At 61.2% G+C, this 17,190-nt stretch carries 19 protein-coding genes; 10 read left to right on the top strand and 9 right to left on the bottom strand.

The genetic code is table 11. The annotated features are described in order from the left end of the window. Positions 1–63 precede the first annotated feature (63 nt). The 3 genes from FHX03_RS08105 to FHX03_RS08115 are packed head-to-tail and all read left to right on the top strand — an operon-like array spanning position 64 to position 2,596. The gene (locus FHX03_RS08105) at positions 64–687 is read left to right on the top strand and encodes a DUF1285 domain-containing protein (RefSeq protein WP_183853233.1); all 624 of its coding nucleotides are present in this window, start codon (positions 64–66) and stop codon (positions 685–687) included. Then, positions 684–1,334, top strand: a complete 651-nt coding sequence (locus FHX03_RS08110; protein WP_097626670.1) for a CoA pyrophosphatase — start codon at positions 684–686, stop codon at positions 1,332–1,334. Before FHX03_RS08105 ends, FHX03_RS08110 begins: the two co-directional genes overlap by 4 nt. Continuing rightward, positions 1,331–2,596, top strand: a complete 1,266-nt coding sequence (locus FHX03_RS08115) for a CCA tRNA nucleotidyltransferase (protein WP_183853235.1) — start codon at positions 1,331–1,333, stop codon at positions 2,594–2,596. Before FHX03_RS08110 ends, FHX03_RS08115 begins: the two co-directional genes overlap by 4 nt. On the opposite strand, the gene FHX03_RS08120 is transcribed toward FHX03_RS08115, so the two are convergent. From FHX03_RS08120 to hemF, 3 genes are all read right to left on the bottom strand, one after another. Further along, complete coding sequence (locus FHX03_RS08120) at positions 2,597–2,782, bottom strand: DUF1059 domain-containing protein (protein WP_003593041.1); 186 nt, start codon at positions 2,780–2,782, stop codon at positions 2,597–2,599. Positions 2,783–2,897: 115 nt separating this feature from the next. After that, positions 2,898–3,167, bottom strand: a complete 270-nt coding sequence (locus tag FHX03_RS08125; RefSeq protein ID WP_064840017.1) for a hypothetical protein — start codon at positions 3,165–3,167, stop codon at positions 2,898–2,900. A gap of 103 nt (positions 3,168–3,270) precedes the next feature. Then, positions 3,271–4,182 (bottom strand): oxygen-dependent coproporphyrinogen oxidase, encoded by a 912-nt coding sequence (hemF, locus tag FHX03_RS08130; RefSeq protein WP_097626673.1) that lies wholly within the window; start codon positions 4,180–4,182, stop codon positions 3,271–3,273. A gap of 178 nt (positions 4,183–4,360) precedes the next feature. Between hemF and FHX03_RS08135 the strand changes: the two genes are divergently transcribed. Further along, the gene (locus FHX03_RS08135; protein ID WP_003565536.1) at positions 4,361–4,621 is read left to right on the top strand and encodes a hypothetical protein; all 261 of its coding nucleotides are present in this window, start codon (positions 4,361–4,363) and stop codon (positions 4,619–4,621) included. Positions 4,622–4,624: 3 nt separating this feature from the next. Here the strand turns inward: FHX03_RS08135 and FHX03_RS08140 are convergent, their stop codons facing one another. Both FHX03_RS08140 and FHX03_RS08145 read right to left on the bottom strand, forming a co-directional pair. Beyond that, entirely contained in the window at positions 4,625–6,271 is a 1,647-nt protein-coding gene (locus tag FHX03_RS08140; protein WP_131711510.1) for a Na/Pi cotransporter family protein, read from the bottom strand. A 192-nt stretch (positions 6,272–6,463) separates the two neighbouring features. Continuing rightward, a complete protein-coding gene (locus FHX03_RS08145) occupies positions 6,464–6,925 on the bottom strand; it encodes a tRNA (cytidine(34)-2'-O)-methyltransferase (RefSeq protein WP_183853237.1) in 462 nt (153 codons plus the stop codon). Positions 6,926–7,308: 383 nt separating this feature from the next. Here FHX03_RS08145 and FHX03_RS08150 point away from each other — a divergent pair, with 383 nt between their 5' ends. Next, positions 7,309–9,165: an ABC transporter ATP-binding protein gene (locus FHX03_RS08150; protein ID WP_097626679.1), complete on the top strand. Its 1,857-nt coding sequence runs from the start codon at positions 7,309–7,311 to the stop codon at positions 9,163–9,165. Positions 9,166–9,270: 105 nt separating this feature from the next. On the opposite strand, the gene FHX03_RS08155 is transcribed toward FHX03_RS08150, so the two are convergent. Further along, positions 9,271–9,501, bottom strand: a complete 231-nt coding sequence (locus tag FHX03_RS08155; RefSeq protein WP_183853239.1) for a CopG family transcriptional regulator — start codon at positions 9,499–9,501, stop codon at positions 9,271–9,273. 162 nt (positions 9,502–9,663) lie between these two features. On the opposite strand from FHX03_RS08155, the gene FHX03_RS08160 reads away from it, so the two are divergent. Then, a complete protein-coding gene (locus FHX03_RS08160) occupies positions 9,664–11,577 on the top strand; it encodes an ABC transporter ATP-binding protein (protein WP_183853241.1) in 1,914 nt (637 codons plus the stop codon). Here the strand turns inward: FHX03_RS08160 and FHX03_RS08165 are convergent. Further along, complete coding sequence (locus FHX03_RS08165; RefSeq protein WP_183853242.1) at positions 11,533–12,465, bottom strand: endonuclease/exonuclease/phosphatase family protein; 933 nt, start codon at positions 12,463–12,465, stop codon at positions 11,533–11,535. The two genes, FHX03_RS08160 and FHX03_RS08165, sit on opposite strands and share 45 nt — an antisense overlap. A gap of 285 nt (positions 12,466–12,750) precedes the next feature. Between FHX03_RS08165 and petA the strand changes: the two genes are divergently transcribed. From petA to FHX03_RS08185, 4 genes are all read left to right on the top strand, one after another. After that, on the top strand, positions 12,751–13,329 hold the full coding sequence (petA, locus tag FHX03_RS08170) for a ubiquinol-cytochrome c reductase iron-sulfur subunit (RefSeq protein WP_082935677.1): 579 nt from the start codon (positions 12,751–12,753) through the stop codon (positions 13,327–13,329). Between the two features lie 14 nt (positions 13,330–13,343). Further along, positions 13,344–14,624, top strand: coding sequence for a cytochrome b (locus tag FHX03_RS08175; RefSeq protein WP_183853244.1), 1,281 nt, complete (start codon positions 13,344–13,346; stop codon positions 14,622–14,624). Between the two features lie 25 nt (positions 14,625–14,649). After that, positions 14,650–15,534 (top strand): cytochrome c1, encoded by an 885-nt coding sequence (locus tag FHX03_RS08180; RefSeq protein WP_003593065.1) that lies wholly within the window; start codon positions 14,650–14,652, stop codon positions 15,532–15,534. 112 nt (positions 15,535–15,646) lie between these two features. After that, positions 15,647–16,192: an adenine phosphoribosyltransferase gene (locus FHX03_RS08185; RefSeq protein ID WP_049736186.1), complete on the top strand. Its 546-nt coding sequence runs from the start codon at positions 15,647–15,649 to the stop codon at positions 16,190–16,192. Positions 16,193–16,213: 21 nt separating this feature from the next. Here the strand turns inward: FHX03_RS08185 and FHX03_RS08190 are convergent, their stop codons facing one another. Together FHX03_RS08190 and FHX03_RS08195 are read right to left on the bottom strand one after the other, a co-directional pair. Beyond that, positions 16,214–16,681, bottom strand: coding sequence for a MaoC family dehydratase (locus FHX03_RS08190; RefSeq protein WP_097626691.1), 468 nt, complete (start codon positions 16,679–16,681; stop codon positions 16,214–16,216). Then, complete coding sequence (locus FHX03_RS08195; protein WP_097626693.1) at positions 16,678–17,142, bottom strand: MaoC family dehydratase; 465 nt, start codon at positions 17,140–17,142, stop codon at positions 16,678–16,680. The genes FHX03_RS08190 and FHX03_RS08195 overlap by 4 nt, the downstream gene beginning before the upstream one ends. Between the last annotated feature and the right edge of the window lie 48 nt (positions 17,143–17,190).

Below are 17,190 nucleotides of genomic sequence, written 5' to 3' on the forward strand. Positions count from 1 at the left end.
CAAGTTCGTTGCGAATGACTATCTCGTGACATCACTTCGTTAAGGACAAACCGGGACGGAAGAATGGCAGCCGAGGAAATCAGCGGACAGGCGGATGCGGCAGGACTTGCCGCCATGATTTCGCGCGCCTCTGACGAAAGCGGCGGAAAAAAACGCGGCTTACCGCCGGTTGAGCGGTGGAATCCGCCTTTCTGCGGCGATATCGATATGGAGATCAGAGCCGACGGCACTTGGTTCTACATGGGCACGCCGATCGGCCGGCCGGCGCTGGTGCGGCTGTTTTCGACGGTTTTGCGCAAGGACGAAGATGAGAAGACCTATCTTGTAACTCCTGTGGAAAAGGTCGGGATCAGGGTCGCCGACGCTCCCTTCATTGCCGTGGAGATGAGTGTGACGGAGCGGGAGGGTAAACAGGTGCTGACATTGCGAACCAATGTCGGCGATGTCGTGGAGGCGGGAGGACAGCATCGGCTGCGCTTTGCCATTGCGGACGGCAACGCCGAACTTAAACCCTATCTGCATGTACGCGGGCGGCTGGAGGCGCTGGTGTCGCGTGCGGTAATGTATGAACTGGTCGCGCTTGGCGAGATTCTCGACGTGCAGGGACGGGCGATGTTTGCGATCCGCTCCGCTGGCGAGGTTTTTCCTGTCATGCCGGCCGACGAACTGGATGCTCTTTGCCGATGAATGATGCGATCACCCACCGTTACCCCCTGTTTTCCGCAGCCGAATTCCGCCGCCGCGCGCTCAACCAGAATGGCGGGCCGGTCGACCATGCCTGGCGCGATCACGGTGATCATGTCCTCAATCCGGATATCGTCGCCGAGGTTGAGACCTTCAAGCTGCGCGACGCGGCCGTGCTCGTGCCCGTCGTCGATGCCGGTGACGAGGCGCACGTGATCTTTACCAAGCGAACGGCGACGCTGCGCAAACATTCCGGGCAGATCGCTTTTCCCGGCGGTTCGATCGATCCGGCCGATATCTCACCTGAGATGGCGGCAATCCGCGAGACGGAAGAGGAGATCGGTCTTTCCGGTTCCTTCGTCGAGACCGTCGGGCGGCTGCCGAATTATCTTGCCTCGACCGGCTTTCGCATCACACCGGTCCTCGGCGTCGTCTCGCCGGGCTTCGCACTGACGCTGAACCCGGCCGAGGTGGCCGACGTGTTCGAGGTGCCGCTTTCTTTCCTGATGGACCCTGCCAACCATGCCCGCGACAGGCGTGTCGTCGACGGCGTCGACCGGCATTTCTACCGGATGCCCTATGAAACCAGAATGATCTGGGGCATCACCGCCGGCATCGTCCGCACGCTTTACGAAAGACTTTATGCATGACCGGTGTTGCCGACCAAGCATGGTTCCGCGACCCGGCGCTCGGCCGCATCCTGGAACTCCTCAATGCCAATGATGGGGCCGAGGGCGGAGAAGCGCGGGTGGTCGGCGGCTCGGTGCGCAACAGCCTGATGGACCTGCCGGTCAGCGATATCGACATCGCCACCACACTCAGGCCGGAGGCGGTGATGGAGCGGGCGGGCGCGGCCGGCATCAAGGCGGTGCCGACGGGCCTGCAGCACGGCACAGTGACGCTCGTCATCGATGGCAAGCCTTTCGAAGTAACGACGCTTCGCACTGACGTCGAGACCGACGGCCGCCATGCCAAGGTTGCTTTCAGCACCGATTGGAAGGCCGATGCCGAGCGGCGGGATCTGACCATCAATGCGCTTTATGCCGATGCCAAAGGCGAGGTGGTGGATCTGGTCGGCGGGCTTGCCGATATCGAGAGACGTAACATCCGCTTCATCGGTGACGCGGCAAAGCGTATTGCGGAAGATCATCTGCGCATCCTGCGCTTCTTCCGCTTCTTTGCCTATTACGGCTCCGGACGCCCGGATGCCGAGGGACTGAAGGCGTGTTCGGCGGCGCGTTCGAAGCTGAAGACGCTGTCGGCGGAGCGGGTCTGGTCGGAGCTGCGCAAGCTGCTCGGTGCTGCCGATCCCGGCCGGGCGCTGCTCTGGATGCGGCAGGTGGCAGTGCTGACGGAAATCCTGCCGGAATCGGAAAAATGGGGGATCGATGCGATCCCTTCGCTGGTCGCCACTGAAAAGGCGCTCGGCTGGACGCCGGATCCGCTGCTGCGGCTTGCGGCGATCGTGCCGCCCGATGCGGCGCGGCTGGAGGCACTGGCAGCCCGGCTCAAGCTTGCGAACGCGGAAGCGGCTTTCCTCAAGGCCTGGGCAATGGCAGCTCCTGTCAATGACGACATGTCGTCGGCCGCCTTCGAACGGTTGCTCTACCGCAACGGTGCCGACGGCATCACGACGCGGCTGAAGCTGGCGCTCGGCGTTGCGCGGGGCAAGGCTGAAGGGGATTTCGACGAAATGGCGCGGTCGGCCCGGCTCACCAAGCTCCTGGATCAGGCCGCGAACTGGAAGAAGCCGCAATTTCCGCTGAACGGCGGCGACGTGATGTCTGCGGGAATTCCGTCCGGCCCGCGCGTCGGTGAGCTGCTTGCCGGCCTGGAAAACCAGTGGGTGGAAGAAAATTTCGTTTCCGACCGGGCGGCGCTGCTCGCCCGGCTGCAGGAACGAGTGCAATAATCAGGCTGCGTTGACCTCGTCTCGGATGCGAGACTTGATATTATCCACCATGTTCTCGCGGATCGTGGTTTCGCCGTGAGCATTTTTCAGGTGCTCGACGGCGCGGCGGACCACCTCGGCGTCGCTATCCGCCCGTGTATGCCAGGCGCAGCCCGGGACGAGAGTGCCGCATTCGAAAAGTCGCATGGTCTTCTCCTCTGTTTAAAACACAAAGACGATCGCGCTTCTCACGCGATTTATGAATGTGCGGGGGGAGGGAAGGTTCCGGCCGGCATCGATATGCCGGCCAGTAGAGGCCGTGTCAGTCGGGCATCGCCCAGGCTTTGTAGGTATCCGAAAGCTGGCCGGGCATGTTGCTATTGGCGGCCGCTGCTTCGTTCTGCAGCTGTTCCGGGGACTTTCCGCCGGCCAGTTGCAGCTTGACCTGCTCGATGAAGCAGGACAGCGGCAGATCCGAGCCGCTCTTGGCCCGCAGTTTCTCGGCGATGCGTGTCAGAAACTCGGATGTGTCGATTGTGCGGGATGTTTCCTGGACATCCGTGGACGCAGGCGAACCACTTTGTATCGTCATGACAATCCTCCTCCGATTGTTACGCACATACATATAAAGTTAGGACGCGCTTAATTTTCTTGAAGGTCAATCAACTCGAATTTATCGACGAGATATCACAGTCTCATGGCCAGCGGACGACGGGGGGCAAGGACGAGAGAATGGATTCAACGTTGCCGCCGGTCTTCAGGCCGAAGATCGTACCGCGATCATACAGCAGATTGAATTCGACGTAGCGGCCCCGGCGGATCAATTGTTCGTCGCGATCGGCCTCTGTCCACAGCTTATTGAAGTTGGACCGGACGATTTTCGGATAGACCATGGCGAACGCCCGGCCGACATCGCGGGTGAAGGCGAAATCGGCGTCCCAGCCGCCGGCATCCTCGCTCGAATACAGCCAGTCATAGAAAATGCCGCCAATGCCGCGGGCCTCGTTGCGATGCTTCAGGAAAAAATATTCGTCGCACCAGGCTTTGTAGGCATCGTAATCGGCGACGGCATGATTGCGGCATGCGATCTCCATCGCCTTGTGGAAGAGCTGGCTGTCCTCGTCCTCCTGGGTGCGGCGGCGCGACAGAACCGGCGTCAGGTCGGCGCCACCGCCGAACCAGCGGCTGGTGGTGACCACCATACGGGTGTTCATATGCACGGCCGGAACGTTGGGATTGACGGGATGGGCGATGAGCGAAATGCCCGAGGCCCAGAAACGCGGATCGTCCTTGGCGCCGGGTATCTGCGCCCGGAAGTCCGGGGAGAATTCGCCGTGAACGGTGGAGGTGTGGACGCCGACCTTCTCGAAGACCCGGCCTTCCATCATCGACATGCGGCCACCGCCGCCGGCGCCGTTTTCGCGCGACCAGTCCTTGGCGGTGAAGCGGCCGGGCTCCTGATCGGAGAGCGGGCCTTCCAGCTCGTCTTCGAGGGCTTCAAAGGAGGCGCAGATCGTATCGCGCAGTCCTTCGAACCAGTTGCGGGCGGCGGCCTTCTTCTCTTCGATATCCTCAGGCAAGCCGATCGGCAGTTCCGGTCTTTCCATGTCGCGCCTCCGGCGGTCGGCATCTGCATAGGAAGCGACTCGCTCATTCTCGATTACCCGCCCCGTTTAGCAGGTGGCCCCGCGTCTCGCCAAGCCAAGGCGGCACGCCCACGCGCTTCCAAGATTCGACTCGCAAATCCCGAATTTCGATACTACCTTTTCCGAAGAGGTAGGTTTGATGAAAAAAGTTCCAGGGCCTCCGTCCTTCGACGGCCTGAAGCGCAGGATAGCGAGACATCGGGCGGAAACGTCCTCCCGGCGGAAAGACCATTTCGTGCGTGAGACATATTGCCTCGGCCTTCTCGATGCACGCGCCAAGGCGCGCGAATGGTTCGACGAATATCCGAAAGCCGCCTACTGGACCGAGGTGGAAAGCTGGCGTCAGCTCGACGGCGACCAGATCGAATTCACCATGCGCCGCCTGCCTTCGGCCGATTGATCGTCACTCAGCCGCCGGCCGCACGCGACTTTCGATCAAGAGGCCGCTCTCATCCATGATCGGATGCGCCACCGAGACGATGTGGGCATTGATGCGCTTCAGGTCGCGCAGCATGTCGAGATGCAGCGAGCTCGTCTGCAGGCTGTCGGCGCGGCCGTCGCGCAAGCGTTCGAGATGGCGCTCGGCCGACTGCTTCTCCATCCGGCGCACTTCGACCTTTACCTCCATCATCTGCCGCGCCAGATTGAAATCGCGAGTGACGAAGATCGTCTGGGCGACGCGCAGATTGTCGATCGTCAGATCGAACAGCTTGCGCAGTTCCTGATGGCCGTCGTCGGAAAATTTCAGGCCGAGCGAGATCTTCTTCGCCACCTCTTCCCGCAAGCCTTTCTCGATAATGTCGCCCATATGTTCGAGATTGATCGCGTAGTCGATTACGACGATTGAGCGGCGGGCGTTTTCGTCGCTGAGACCTTCGCGGCCGAGCTTCGAGAGATAGATCTTCACCGCCTGCTGCAGCCGGTCGACGCGCTCCTCGAGCGCGGGGATTTCAGCAAGTTTGCCGGAATCGTTCTGTTCGAAGGCTTCTGAGACCCTGACCAGCATGCGCTCGATGAGGTCGCCGACGCCGAGCACTTCGCGGGTCGCGCTGGTGAGCGCGATGACGGGTGTCGAAAGCTCCTGCGCATCGAGATATTTCGGGGCGTTGTCAGGCTCCGGCTGATCCGGCACCAGCCGAGCCATCAGGGTGGCCAGCGGCCGGGAAAAAGGCCAGGCGAGTGCTGCGAGCAGAAGGTTGAAGGCGAGATGCGCGTCGACCGGAAGCTTGGCCGGACCAAAGGGCAGCATCTGGATGAGTTCGGCGCCATAACCCGCCAGCGGTAGGGCGATGAAGCATCCGAACGCGCGCACTGCGAGATTGCCGAGGGTGACGCGCCGCGCCGAAACCGGGCCGGACAATGTCGCGATAACGGGCGGGATCGCACCGCCGAGGTTGGCGCCGAGCACGAGCACGATGACGAGTTCAGCCGAGACGAGGCCCGCTGAGGCGAGCGACAGGATAAGCACCACCACTGCCAGGCTCGATGAGGAGAGAAAGGCAAGGGCCGCCGAGAAGAGCAGCGCTACGGGCAGCGCGCCGTCCAGCAGGCCGATAAAGGCGGCGAGAGCGGGGGAGGCGCGCATCGGTTCCGTCGCGAGGCCGAGCAGATGCAGCGACAGCAGCATCAGCCCGATGCCGATCAGCGCTGCGCCGCCGCCCTGGCGGGTGCTGGAGCGGCCGCGGTAAAGCACGATGCCGGCCAGGATCAGGAGGGGCGAGAGCCATTCGATGCCGGTGGCGACGATCCAGGCGGTGATCGCAGTGCCGACATTGGCGCCGAGCAGGACGATCTGCGCCATGCGCGGCCTGATCAGATCGCGCTCGACGAAGGACGCGGTCATCAGCGCCGTCGCCGTGGAGCTCTGCAGTGCAATAGTCGCGACGAGACCGGACAGGAAGGAACGGAAACCGCCACGCGTGCCGGTCGCCAACCCCGTTCTCAGCCGTGCGCCGAAGGCCCTGGACACACCGTCCTTCACCTGCGCAAGTCCGAACAGCAGCAATGCCACGGCACCGAACAGGTTGATCATGATAATTGTGGAATCCATTTTCTTGTTTTTATTCTTCCTTCCAAAGAGGCGAAGCTAACGAGATTTGGGCTGTTCCAACCGCTTGGAATCGTAGGAGCAATGCGATCTTTTTGATTGCCCGGCTAATAAATATACGCCGCTTTGGCGGATTGGCAACGTCGTTTTGCGACATATTCGGGAGCTGATAGTCGTGGCGTCGAACCGATACAGTTATGCCCAGACCGTCTGGCGCATCGCTTCGCCGACGATCATGGCAGCCGAGACGGCGACGTTGATGGAGCGCTGTCCGCCGACCATCGGGATCAGGATGCGGGCATTGGCTCTATCGTGCACATGATCCGGCACCCCGGCGCTTTCGCGCCCGAAAAGCAGGATGTCGTCCGAACGGAAGACCAGATCGGTGTAGCGATCGGCCGCCTTGGTCGAGGCGAGGATCAGGCGGCGGCCGGTCGTGGCGCGCCACGCCTCGAAGCGGTCCCAGTCGACATGGCGGGTCAGCGCGGCGGCGGCGATATAATCCATGCCGGATCGTTTCAGGTTGCGATCGGAAACGTCGAAGCCGGCGGGCTCGATCAGATCGACCGCAAAGCCGAGGCAGGCGGCAAGACGCAGGATCGTGCCGGTATTGCCTGCTATATCCGGCTGGTAGAGTGCCAATCTGAGGTCGGTCATCACACGCTGCTTATTTCGCTAGAACGGGCAAGACCTAAAGCAACTGCCATTTCGCCGCAACTGCGCGTTTTGGCCGAGAAACGTTCAATTTACGCCATTATAGGGCTGGAAATTTCGCCATTTTCGCGTTATCCATGCACATCTTTAATCGCCAGCAGGGAGGGCCGTCATGAATATTTTGCTCGATATGCGCTTTCCCGCCGTGATGCCGATTAGGGCGACATGGCGCCGCTAGAGCGCTTTTCTTCTTGAATCCCCCTTTTTGATCCATTGTGCGGCTGCTTCAGCCTCGCCCCTTGAACGTTCGGTTCCCATATGTGCTTGCGTAACGCCGGGATGGCGCGAAGCCGGGAGCCGAAACGCTGACGTTTCGGAGCAATTTCATGTTTGGCTGGTTCGAACAGCGACTCAATCCCTTTCCGAGCGAGGAGCCCGTCGCTCCGCCAAAGGGTCTTTTTGCCTTTTGCTGGCACTACAGCAAGCCGGCAGCGCCCTGGCTCTGCCTGATGGCCGTGCTGACGGCGCTGATCGCCGTCGGCGAAGTGGCGCTCTTCCAGTTCCTCGGCGATATCGTCGACTGGCTGACGAATGCCGACCGCGCCACCTTCCTGCAGACGGAAGGCCACAAGCTTTTCTGGATGGCGGCGCTGGTGCTGATCGGCCTGCCTCTGACGGCGGGCCTCGATTCCCTCATCATGCACCAGATGCTGCTCGGCAATTATCCGATGAGCGCCCGCTGGCAGATGCATCGCTTCCTGCTGCGCCACAGCATGACCTTCTTCGCCAACGAGTTTGCCGGGCGTGTGGCGACCAAGGTGATGCAGACCTCGCTCGCCGTGCGTGAGACGGTGATGAAGATTCTTGACGTCTTCGTCTATGTCGTGACGTACTTCCTGACGATGATCATCGTCATCGCGGCTGCCGATTGGCGGCTGATGATCCCGATCCTCGTCTGGCTCTCCGTCTATATCGGCATCGTCTCCTATTTCGTGCCCCGGCTTCGCAAGATCGCTGCGGCGCAGGCGGATGCCCGCTCGATGATGACGGGGCGCGTGGTCGACAGCTATACGAATATCGCCACCGTCAAGCTGTTTTCACATGCCGGCCGCGAGGAGGTCTATGCCAAGGAAGGCATGGACGAGTTCCTGCAGACCGTGCACAAGCAGATGCGCAAGGTGACGCTCTTCCATATCAGCGTCTACCTGAACAACTGCGTTGCGCTGTTCGTCGTCTCGGGCATGTCGATCTGGTTCTGGTTGAACGGGGCGATCTCGGTCGGCGCCATCGCCATCGCCATCGGTCTTGCCATGCGCGTCAACGGCATGTCGCAATGGATCATGTGGGAAGTCTCGGCGCTGTTCGAGAATATCGGCACAGTCTATGACGGCATGGAGATGATGAGCAAACAGCACGACATCGTCGACAAGCCGGACGCGCCTCCCATGACGGCAAAGAAGGGCGCGATCCACTACGACCGCATCCGCTTCCACTATGGCAAGAGCAAGGGTGTGATCGACAACCTGTCGCTCGATATCAAGGCAGGCGAGAAGGTGGGTCTCGTCGGGCGCTCCGGCGCCGGCAAGACGACGCTGATGAACCTGCTGCTGCGCTTCTACGACTTGGAGGGCGGCCGCATCACCATCGACGGGCAGGATATCGCCGGCGTCTCGCAGGAAAGCCTGCGCTCGCTGATCGGCGTGGTGACGCAGGATACTTCGCTGCTGCATCGCTCAATTCGCGACAACATCGCCTATGGCCGACCCGACGCCTCGGATGCCGAGATCATCGAGGCTGCCAAGCGTGCCAATGCCTGGGAGTTCGTCGAAGGGCTCGTCGACATGCAGGGCCGCCAAGGGCTTGATGCGCAGGTCGGCGAACGCGGCGTCAAGCTCTCCGGCGGTCAGCGGCAGCGCATCGCGATCGCCCGCGTCTTCCTGAAGGACGCGCCGATCCTGGTGCTCGACGAGGCAACCTCGGCGCTCGATTCCGAAGTCGAAGCGGCTATCCAGGAAAACCTCTTCGCCCTGATGGAGGGCAAGACGGTGATCGCGATTGCCCACCGGCTGTCGACACTGACGGAGATGGACCGGCTGATCGTGCTCGACAAGGGCCGGATCATCGAGGCCGGCTCACACAGCGAACTGATCGAGAGCGGCGGCATCTACGCCGACCTCTGGAACCGCCAGTCCGGCGGCTTCCTCTCCGATCACGCCGAGGAAGCGGAAGTGGCGGCGGAATGATAAAGGGCCCTCCCGGCGGAGGCGGGGAGGGCCGGTAATTCCTATCCTGGCTTTACAGTGTGGCTGCCAGCGGTGCTGCGGACTGCTGGCGGCCGCGCTATCTATTCACAGACTGTCGGCCCAGTCGATCACGCGGTCATGTTCGACGAGGATGATGGTGTTGGCGGCGGCGAGTGTGCGCAGCGTGGCGATGCGGCGGCGCTCTTCCTGGTCGAGCCAGGCGGTAACGGCCTCGGTAACAATTACGTCGCGCGGCAATGCCAGGTCGAGCGCGAGGGCGTCGAGCCTTTCCGCGAGCGGAAGCGGAATATGCGCATCGAGCATTTTCGTTTCCATGGGCCTTCTCTCCGGTGAAGCGCGATCGTATCGTCAGATTGTGACCGGTTCGGGGGTAATCAATGGCGATGCCGCCGATGTTATCGATTATTACCAAAATATAAGGTTGAGTCCGCTTTTCATTCCCTTTGCCGCTCCTCCCAATCCGCCTATATCGCTTCCATGTTCCTGCGCCCCATCCTTCGCCTGTTCGAAACCTGGATCGATCCGTTCCGTCCGCGCGCCAACCTTCAGCCGCCGGGCTCGACGCTCGGATTCATCCGGTTCTATATCGGCCAGGCGAAGATGCCCTTCGTCGCCATGCTCGTTCTCGGCGGCACATCGGCGGCAATCGAGGCGGCACTTTTCTGGTTCGTCGGCCGGCTGGTCGATATCCTCGGCAGTATCACGCCCGGCGCCGGCTGGAGCGGTCTTCTGGCGGCCCATGGCGGCGAGCTGTTCGGCATGCTCGCTCTCATCGGGCTCGTGCGTTTCGTCGTCGCCTTCCTGATCGCGCTCGTGGATCAGCAGGTGATCACGCCGGGCTTCTATAATCTAGCACGTTGGCAATCCTATCTCCATGTCTCCAGGCAGTCTTTATCGTTCTTCCAGAGCGATTTCTCCGGGCGCATCGTTACCAAGGTCTGGTCGGCCGGGCAGGCGACCGGAGATCTCGTCACTTCGCTGATGGAAAGCGTCTGGTTCGTCGGCATTTATGCCGTGACGACGCTCGTGCTCGTCGCCCGGCTGGACTTTTCCCTTGCCGCCGTCGTGTTGTTCTGGCTTGGCGCCTTCAGCCTGCTTGCCCGCCATTTCGTTCCGAGGATCCGCCAGCATTCCCGCGAAACGGCGGAGGCCGGATCGATGCTGAACGGGCGGATGGTCGATTCCTACAGCAACATGCAGACGCTGAAGCTGTTTGCCCGCGACGAGGAAAGCGACCGCTATATGCGGCAGGGCTTCGATATCTATCAGGATACGGTGCTGCGCTTCACGCGGTTCATCACCGGGGTCAGGGCCTCGATGGCGCTGCTCTCCGGCCTGATGATCGTGACGATGGCGGGGCTGAGCGTCGATCTCTGGCTGCGCGGCATGGTGAGCTCCGGAGCCGTGGCCTTCTCGCTGGCGCTGGTGCTCAGGCTGAATTTTCTGCTCGGGCGGCTGATGACGCAGTTCAATGGCATCATGCGCAATCTCGGCACCATCCAGAACGCCGCCGAGCTGATCTCTCAACCGCTGGCGCTCGTCGATCGGCCGGATGCGAAGAGCCTGGTGATCCGGCAGCCCGGCATCCGTTTCGACAATGTTTCCTTCCGCTACGGCAAGGGTCACCTGCCGGTCGTCGAGAATTTCTCCCTGACAATCCATCCCGGCGAAAAGGTCGGGATCGTCGGTCGTTCGGGCGCGGGCAAGTCCACACTGATGAACCTGCTGCTGCGCCTCTACGACATTCAGGACGGGCGCATTCTCATCGACGGCCAGGATATTGCAGCCGTGACGCAGGAATCGCTCAGAATGCAGATCGGCGTCGTCAGCCAGGACACCTCGCTGCTGCATCGTTCGGTGCGCGACAATATCCTGTTCGGACGGCCAGATGCCGGTGAGGAGCGGTTGGTCGAAGCAGCCATACGCGCCGAAGCCATCGACTTCATCGAGCGTCTGCAGGATCAGCAGGGGCGCAGAGGCTTCGATGCGCATGTCGGCGAACGCGGTGTCAAACTGTCAGGTGGCCAGCGGCAGCGCATCGCCATTGCCCGCGTCATGCTGAAGGACGCGCCGATCCTCGTCCTCGACGAAGCGACGTCGGCGCTCGATTCGGAAGTGGAGGAAGCGATCCAGTCCAATCTCCACCGGATCATGGAGGGCAAGACCGTGCTTGCGATCGCCCATCGGCTATCGACGATTGCAGCACTCGACCGGTTGATCGTCGTCGATCTCGGCCGCATCATCGAGGAGGGCAGCCATGATCAGCTGCTTCGCCGCGGCGGGCTCTATGCCGAGCTCTGGGCGCGCCAGTCTGGCGGGTTCCTCGCGGCGGACGGCGATGCGGTCTCAAGGGTCGACGGCGAATTCCGCCATGAGGCCAAAATGATTTGAACCGAAGCTGTTCTCGATGCGGCGGACCGACTTCAGCCGCAGAGGCGCCCGGCTGAAAACGTGATCAATCGGAATGCCGAAGGCGCCTGCCGCGATCGGCCATGTCGCCGGCTCCAGCGAGACCGTGCCCAGCCCTTGGCTGCGCATCAGATACTGCACGTCGGGCGCCAGAATCGACGTGTTGAAATCGCCGGCAAGGACGAGCGGCCCCGGCAGGGACGGAATAACTTCCGCGAGATCTTCGATTTCCAGGCCGTGGAATTCGTCGTAATAGGGCTTGGTCAGGTGCGCGGCGAGGAAATTGACCTTCTGACCGTCGAAATCGATCGTCGAGATCGTCAGCCGGTTGCGCCAGAGCAGTCCGAGATTGCGGATGCGGGGTTCGATGAGCGGGCGCTTCGACAGCACCAGCGTGTCGCATTCCTGCATGCTGACTCCGCAGCCGATATAATAGGGATAAGTCTTCAAGAGCCGAGGCAGTTCCGGCAGCAGCGGCTCGGCCTCCAGGATGCTGACGACGTCGGCGCCTGAGGTGATCGCCATGTCGGCGATATCGGCGCCATTGGCGAAATTATCATTCTCGATATTGAAGGACATCAGCTTGAAGAGGGCCGGACGGTTTTGATCGACAGCCGGCTCGACGAACTCGCGCATCATCGCGACGCCATGGACGGCAAGGACGACGGATACGCCGAGCGTCAGCAGCGCATACCAGTGCCGTTTGACGAGAAGGGCCGCAACGGAGGCGGCTGCCGCGGCAACGGCCAAGTGGACCTGGAAGCTGTAAAAGAAGGAGAGCAGATAAAAATCGGTGACATACCGCAGCGAGACGATAGCGAGGACGAGGGTGGTGAGAACGCTGAATACGCAAAAAATCGTGTCTCTCATCCGCTCCGGTCCGGCTCGCTGGCTTGGCTGCGACTGCGCCTATCACGGTGGCTTTTTTGTTGCAATGCAACATGAGGGCAAGCTCGTGTTTGCCTTAAAAAATTCATCGGAAATTCCCGCGACATTGTGCCCTCGTCCCCTTGCCAAGGCTGGACATAATTTGCGATCAAGCTTAGAACGCGCCGGATTGCCGGGGAATCTATGGCCGAATTGTGTCCAGATCGATTCGCCGGCAGAGGGGGCAGGGCGGAATTCCGCAATATTTGCGCAGAGGATGGTTAGGCCGTGAGCGAACACGTAACGACAAGCGAGGCTTCGACAGAGCCTACTCGCCGTGATTTCCTTTATCTCACCACTGGTATGGCGGGCGCTGTCGGCGCCGTCGCGGTTGCCTGGCCGTTCGTCGACCAGATGCGACCGGATGCGTCGACGCTGGCACTGGCCTCCATCGAAGTCGATGTCGCGAGCCTCGAGCCCGGCATGTCATTGACGGTCAAGTGGCGCGGCAAGCCGATCTTCATTCGTAACCGTACGCCTGAAGAAGTGAAGGCCGCCGCCGATGTTCCGCTGGCGGATCTCAAGGATCCGGTCGCCCGCAATGCCAACCTGCCGCCCGAGGCCCAGGCAACGGGTGTTGACCGTTCAGGCGGGAAGGACAAAGAAAACTGGATCGTCATGATCGGCACCTGCACCCATCTCGGCTGCGTTCCGCTCGGCCAGGCCGGCGAATATAATGGTTGGTTCTGTCCCTGCCATGGCTCGGTCTACGATACGGCCGGCCGCATCCGTAAGGGGCCTGCGCCGCAGAATCTGGCGATTCCGACCTTTTCATTTATATCCGATACCAAGATCAAGATCGGTTGAGGGGAGACTGATTAATGAGTGGCCATTCCAGCTACGAGCCATCAACCGGCCTTGAGAAATGGGTCGATGCGCGCCTGCCTTTGCCGCGCATGGTCTATGACAGCTTCATTGCATATCCGGTTCCCAGAAACCTGAACTATGCCTATACCTTCGGTGCCATGCTCGCCGTCATGCTGATCGTACAGATCCTGACAGGCGTTACGCTCGCCATGCATTATGCCGCCGACACGTCGCTTGCTTTCAACTCTGTTGAAAAGATCATGCGTGACGTCAACCACGGCTGGCTGCTGCGCTATATGCATGCCAACGGCGCTTCCTTCTTCTTCGTCGCCGTTTACCTGCACATTGCCCGCGGCCTCTATTACGGTTCTTATAAAGCGCCGCGCGAAATCCTCTGGATTCTCGGCGTCGTCATCTACCTCCTGATGATGGCGACCGGCTTCATGGGCTATGTTCTGCCCTGGGGCCAGATGTCCTTCTGGGGCGCGACCGTCATCACCGGCTTCTTCTCGGCCTTCCCATTGGTCGGCGAATGGATCCAGCAGTTCCTGCTTGGCGGCTTCGCCGTCGATCAGCCGACGCTGAACCGCTTCTTCTCGCTGCACTACCTGCTGCCCTTCATGATCGCTGGCGTCGTCGTCCTGCACATCTGGGCGCTGCACGTCACCGGCCAGACGAACCCGACCGGCATCGAGGTCAAGACGAAGACGGACACGGTGCGCTTCACGCCTTATGCGACGATGAAAGATGCGCTCGGCGTCTCCGTCTTCCTGCTGGTCTATGCCTATTTCGTCTTTTACCTGCCGAACTTCCTCGGCCATGCCGACAACTATATCCCGGCAGACCCGTTGAAGACGCCGGCCCACATCGTTCCGGAATGGTATTTCCTGCCGTTCTACGCGATGCTGCGCTCGATCACCTTCAACGTCGGCCCGATCGACTCCAAGCTCGGCGGCGTGCTCGTGATGTTCGGCGCGATCATCGTGCTGTTCTTCCTGCCCTGGCTCGATACCTCGAAGGTCCGCTCGGCCGTCTACCGTCCCTGGTACAAGCTGTTCTACTGGCTGTTCGTGATCAACGCGATCATCCTCGGCTGGCTCGGCTCGCAGCCGGCGGAAGGCCTGTTCACGACGATTTCACAGATCTGCACGCTTCTCTACTTTGCTTTCTTCCTGGTCGCGATGCCAGTTCTCGGCCTGGTGGAAACACCGCGCCGCATCCCGAACTCGATCACCGAAGCGGTGCTCGAAAAGCGCAACAAGACAGTTGCTGCCAGTGCAGCGGCCAATGCGTAAGCGAGCGGCGGAAGGAAACAGAAATATGAAAACGCTTGTTGCAAGCATTCTTTCGCTCGCAGTCGCTGCCGTTCTCGGCAGCGCAGCCTTGGCCCAGGAAGCGACGCCCGCCAATGGAGCAGCACCTGCCCATCACGAGGAAGGTGCGACGCCGCACTATCCGCTGAAGGAGCCGAAGGAGGAGGAATGGACTTTTGCCGGTCCGTTCGGCCATTACGACAAGGCTCAGCTTCAGCGCGGCCTCAAGGTTTACACCGAAGTCTGTTCCGCCTGCCATTCGATGAACCTCGTGCCTTTCCGCATGCTCGACGAGCTCGGCTATAACGAGGCGCAGGTGAAGGCTTTCGCCGCGAACTACGAAGTCCAGGACGGGCCGAACGCGGCCGGCGAGATGTTTACCCGCAAGGCGGTCCCTTCCGACCACTTCCCGGCGCCTTTCGCCAATGCGGAGGCGGCTGCCGCTTCCAACAACGGCGCGGCTCCGCCTGACTTTTCGCTGATCGCCAAGGCCCGCGAAGTCGAGCGCGGCTTCCCGCAATTCGTCTTCGACATCTTCACGCAGTATCAGGAGAACGGCCCGGATTACATCCACGCGCTGCTGACCGGCTACGAAGAGCCGCCGGCCGGTTTCCAGGTGCCTCAGGGCGGACACTACAACCCGTATTTCCATGCTGCCGCCGTCCTCGCCATGCCGAAGCCGCTCTCGGACGGCCAGGTGACCTATGACGACGGCGCGCCGCAGACCGTCGACCAGTATTCCAAGGACGTCTCTTCCTTCCTGATGTGGGCTGCCGAGCCGCATCTCGAGGAGCGCAAGCGCACCGGTTTCATGGTCATGGTCTTCCTGGCGATCTTCACTGTGCTGATCTACCTGACGAAGCGCTCGGTCTATGCCAACAAGGAACACTGATCGATCCCGATCAACATTCAAAAGGCGGCCTCGGCCGCCTTTTTTGTTGGTTCCGCCCCTGGCAATTGATAGGGTGCGGCCGATTTAAAGCGCTCGCAGATATGGACTTTCCATGGACAAGAATATGACTTCGGAGCTTGCTGCAAGCATCCGCTCCATTCCCGACTATCCCAAGCCGGGCATCATCTTTCGCGACATCACCACGCTGCTCGGCAATCCCCGCGCTTTCCGCCGAGCGGTCGATGAACTCGTGCAGCCCTATGCCGGCACGAAGATCGACAAGATTGCCGGCATGGAGGCGCGCGGCTTCATCCTCGGCGGCGCGGTGGCGCACCAGCTTTCCTCCGGCTTCGTACCGATCCGCAAAAAGGGCAAGTTGCCGCACGATACAGTGCGCATCGCCTACAGCCTGGAATATGGCGTCGACGAAATGGAGATGCATCGCGATGCGGTGCAGCCTGGTGAGAAGGTGATCCTCGTCGATGACCTGATCGCCACCGGCGGTACTGCGGTGGGTGCTACCAAGCTGTTGCGGCAGATCGGCGCCGAGGTGGTCGGCGCCTGCTTCGTTATCGATCTGCCGGACCTTGGCGGCCGCAAGAAGCTGGAAGAGCTCGGCGTCGTCGTGCACACGCTGGTCGAATTCTCCGGCCACTGACCCGGCATTGCTCTTGCGGCGTCAGTCGAATTCCAAGACGCCGCTTTCGAAGCGCATGACGGCTTCGCCGTTCTGATTGACGCCCTCGCAGAGAATGGTGTTGAGGTGCCAGCCCGGCCGGGATGCGAGCGGCCGGCTGGAGAGGAGGGCGACGGAATAGGTCACGACGTCGCCCGGAAAGATCGGCCGCAGCCATTGCAGTTTCTGGAAGCCCGGCGAAGGGCCGAGATTCGGCGCCTTCAGGCCCCTTTGCGTAAGCGCGACGCTCTGGCTTTTCCAGAAGGCGAGGAAGGTTCGCATCCAGCCGGCGGTGGTGTGCCAGCCCGACGCGCAAAGGCCGCCGAACATGGTATCCTTGGCTGCTGCCTTGTCGACGTGGAAACGCTGCGGATCGTAGCGCTCGGCGAAACTGATGATGTTTTCCTCGGTGAAGGTGTAGCTGCCGATCTCGGCCTTTTCACCGATGGGGTAAAGTTCGGACATTCTCATGTTGCAATCTCCGGGCGCATGCGGATCATGACCGAATTTTCCGAGAGGCAGACGAGTTCGCCGCGCTGGTTTTCCACCTCGTGGCGGAACTTGACGATGCCCATGCCGGGGCGCGAGCGCATCGGCCGGGCTTCGAGCACGGTCGATTGACCCTGCAGCGTATCGCCTGACAGCACCGGCTTTCGCCATTCCATCAGGTCGATGCCCGGCGCACCCTCGCAAAGCGCATGTAGGATGTAGCTGTCGGCCATCATCCGCATCAGCATCGCGGACGTATGCCAGCCGGAGGCGGCGAGGCCGCCGAGAATGCTGGCGCGGCCAGCAGCCTCGTCGAGATGCATCGGCTGCGGGTCGAATTCCCGCGCGAATTCGACGATTTCCTCGGCGCTCACCGGTTTCGGGCCGAGGGGAAAGCGGCGACCGGGTTCGAAATCCTCGAAGGCTAGCTTTTCTGCCGACATTCGCTCCTCCGCCATATCAAGCGCACAATGCTTACAATAGCATCCGCG

This window comes from Rhizobium sp. BK456 (assembly GCF_014194045.1).
Taxonomy (GTDB): domain Bacteria; phylum Pseudomonadota; class Alphaproteobacteria; order Rhizobiales; family Rhizobiaceae; genus Rhizobium; species Rhizobium redzepovicii.

Excerpts from the sequence above, each read along its gene's own strand:
- FHX03_RS08115 (WP_183853235.1), top strand. The coding sequence starts at position 1,331 with ATGACCGGTGTTGCCGACCAAGCATGGTTCCGCGACCCGGCGCTCGGC.
- FHX03_RS08140 (WP_131711510.1), bottom strand. The coding sequence starts at position 6,271 with ATGGATTCCACAATTATCATGATCAACCTGTTCGGTGCCGTGGCATTG.
- FHX03_RS08195 (WP_097626693.1), bottom strand. The coding sequence starts at position 17,142 with ATGTCGGCAGAAAAGCTAGCCTTCGAGGATTTCGAACCCGGTCGCCGC.
- FHX03_RS08150 (WP_097626679.1), top strand. The coding sequence starts at position 7,309 with ATGTTTGGCTGGTTCGAACAGCGACTCAATCCCTTTCCGAGCGAGGAG.
- FHX03_RS08190 (WP_097626691.1), bottom strand. The coding sequence starts at position 16,681 with ATGAGAATGTCCGAACTTTACCCCATCGGTGAAAAGGCCGAGATCGGC.
- FHX03_RS08155 (WP_183853239.1), bottom strand. The coding sequence starts at position 9,501 with ATGGAAACGAAAATGCTCGATGCGCATATTCCGCTTCCGCTCGCGGAA.
- hemF (WP_097626673.1), bottom strand. The coding sequence starts at position 4,182 with ATGGAAAGACCGGAACTGCCGATCGGCTTGCCTGAGGATATCGAAGAG.
- FHX03_RS08110 (WP_097626670.1), top strand. The coding sequence starts at position 684 with ATGAATGATGCGATCACCCACCGTTACCCCCTGTTTTCCGCAGCCGAA.
- FHX03_RS08125 (WP_064840017.1), bottom strand. The coding sequence starts at position 3,167 with ATGACGATACAAAGTGGTTCGCCTGCGTCCACGGATGTCCAGGAAACA.
- FHX03_RS08160 (WP_183853241.1), top strand. The coding sequence starts at position 9,664 with ATGTTCCTGCGCCCCATCCTTCGCCTGTTCGAAACCTGGATCGATCCG.
- FHX03_RS08165 (WP_183853242.1), bottom strand. The coding sequence starts at position 12,465 with ATGAGAGACACGATTTTTTGCGTATTCAGCGTTCTCACCACCCTCGTC.
- FHX03_RS08185 (WP_049736186.1), top strand. The coding sequence starts at position 15,647 with ATGGACAAGAATATGACTTCGGAGCTTGCTGCAAGCATCCGCTCCATT.
- FHX03_RS08180 (WP_003593065.1), top strand. The coding sequence starts at position 14,650 with ATGAAAACGCTTGTTGCAAGCATTCTTTCGCTCGCAGTCGCTGCCGTT.
- FHX03_RS08145 (WP_183853237.1), bottom strand. The coding sequence starts at position 6,925 with ATGACCGACCTCAGATTGGCACTCTACCAGCCGGATATAGCAGGCAAT.
- FHX03_RS08120 (WP_003593041.1), bottom strand. The coding sequence starts at position 2,782 with ATGCGACTTTTCGAATGCGGCACTCTCGTCCCGGGCTGCGCCTGGCAT.
- FHX03_RS08135 (WP_003565536.1), top strand. The coding sequence starts at position 4,361 with ATGAAAAAAGTTCCAGGGCCTCCGTCCTTCGACGGCCTGAAGCGCAGG.
- FHX03_RS08105 (WP_183853233.1), top strand. The coding sequence starts at position 64 with ATGGCAGCCGAGGAAATCAGCGGACAGGCGGATGCGGCAGGACTTGCC.
- FHX03_RS08175 (WP_183853244.1), top strand. The coding sequence starts at position 13,344 with ATGAGTGGCCATTCCAGCTACGAGCCATCAACCGGCCTTGAGAAATGG.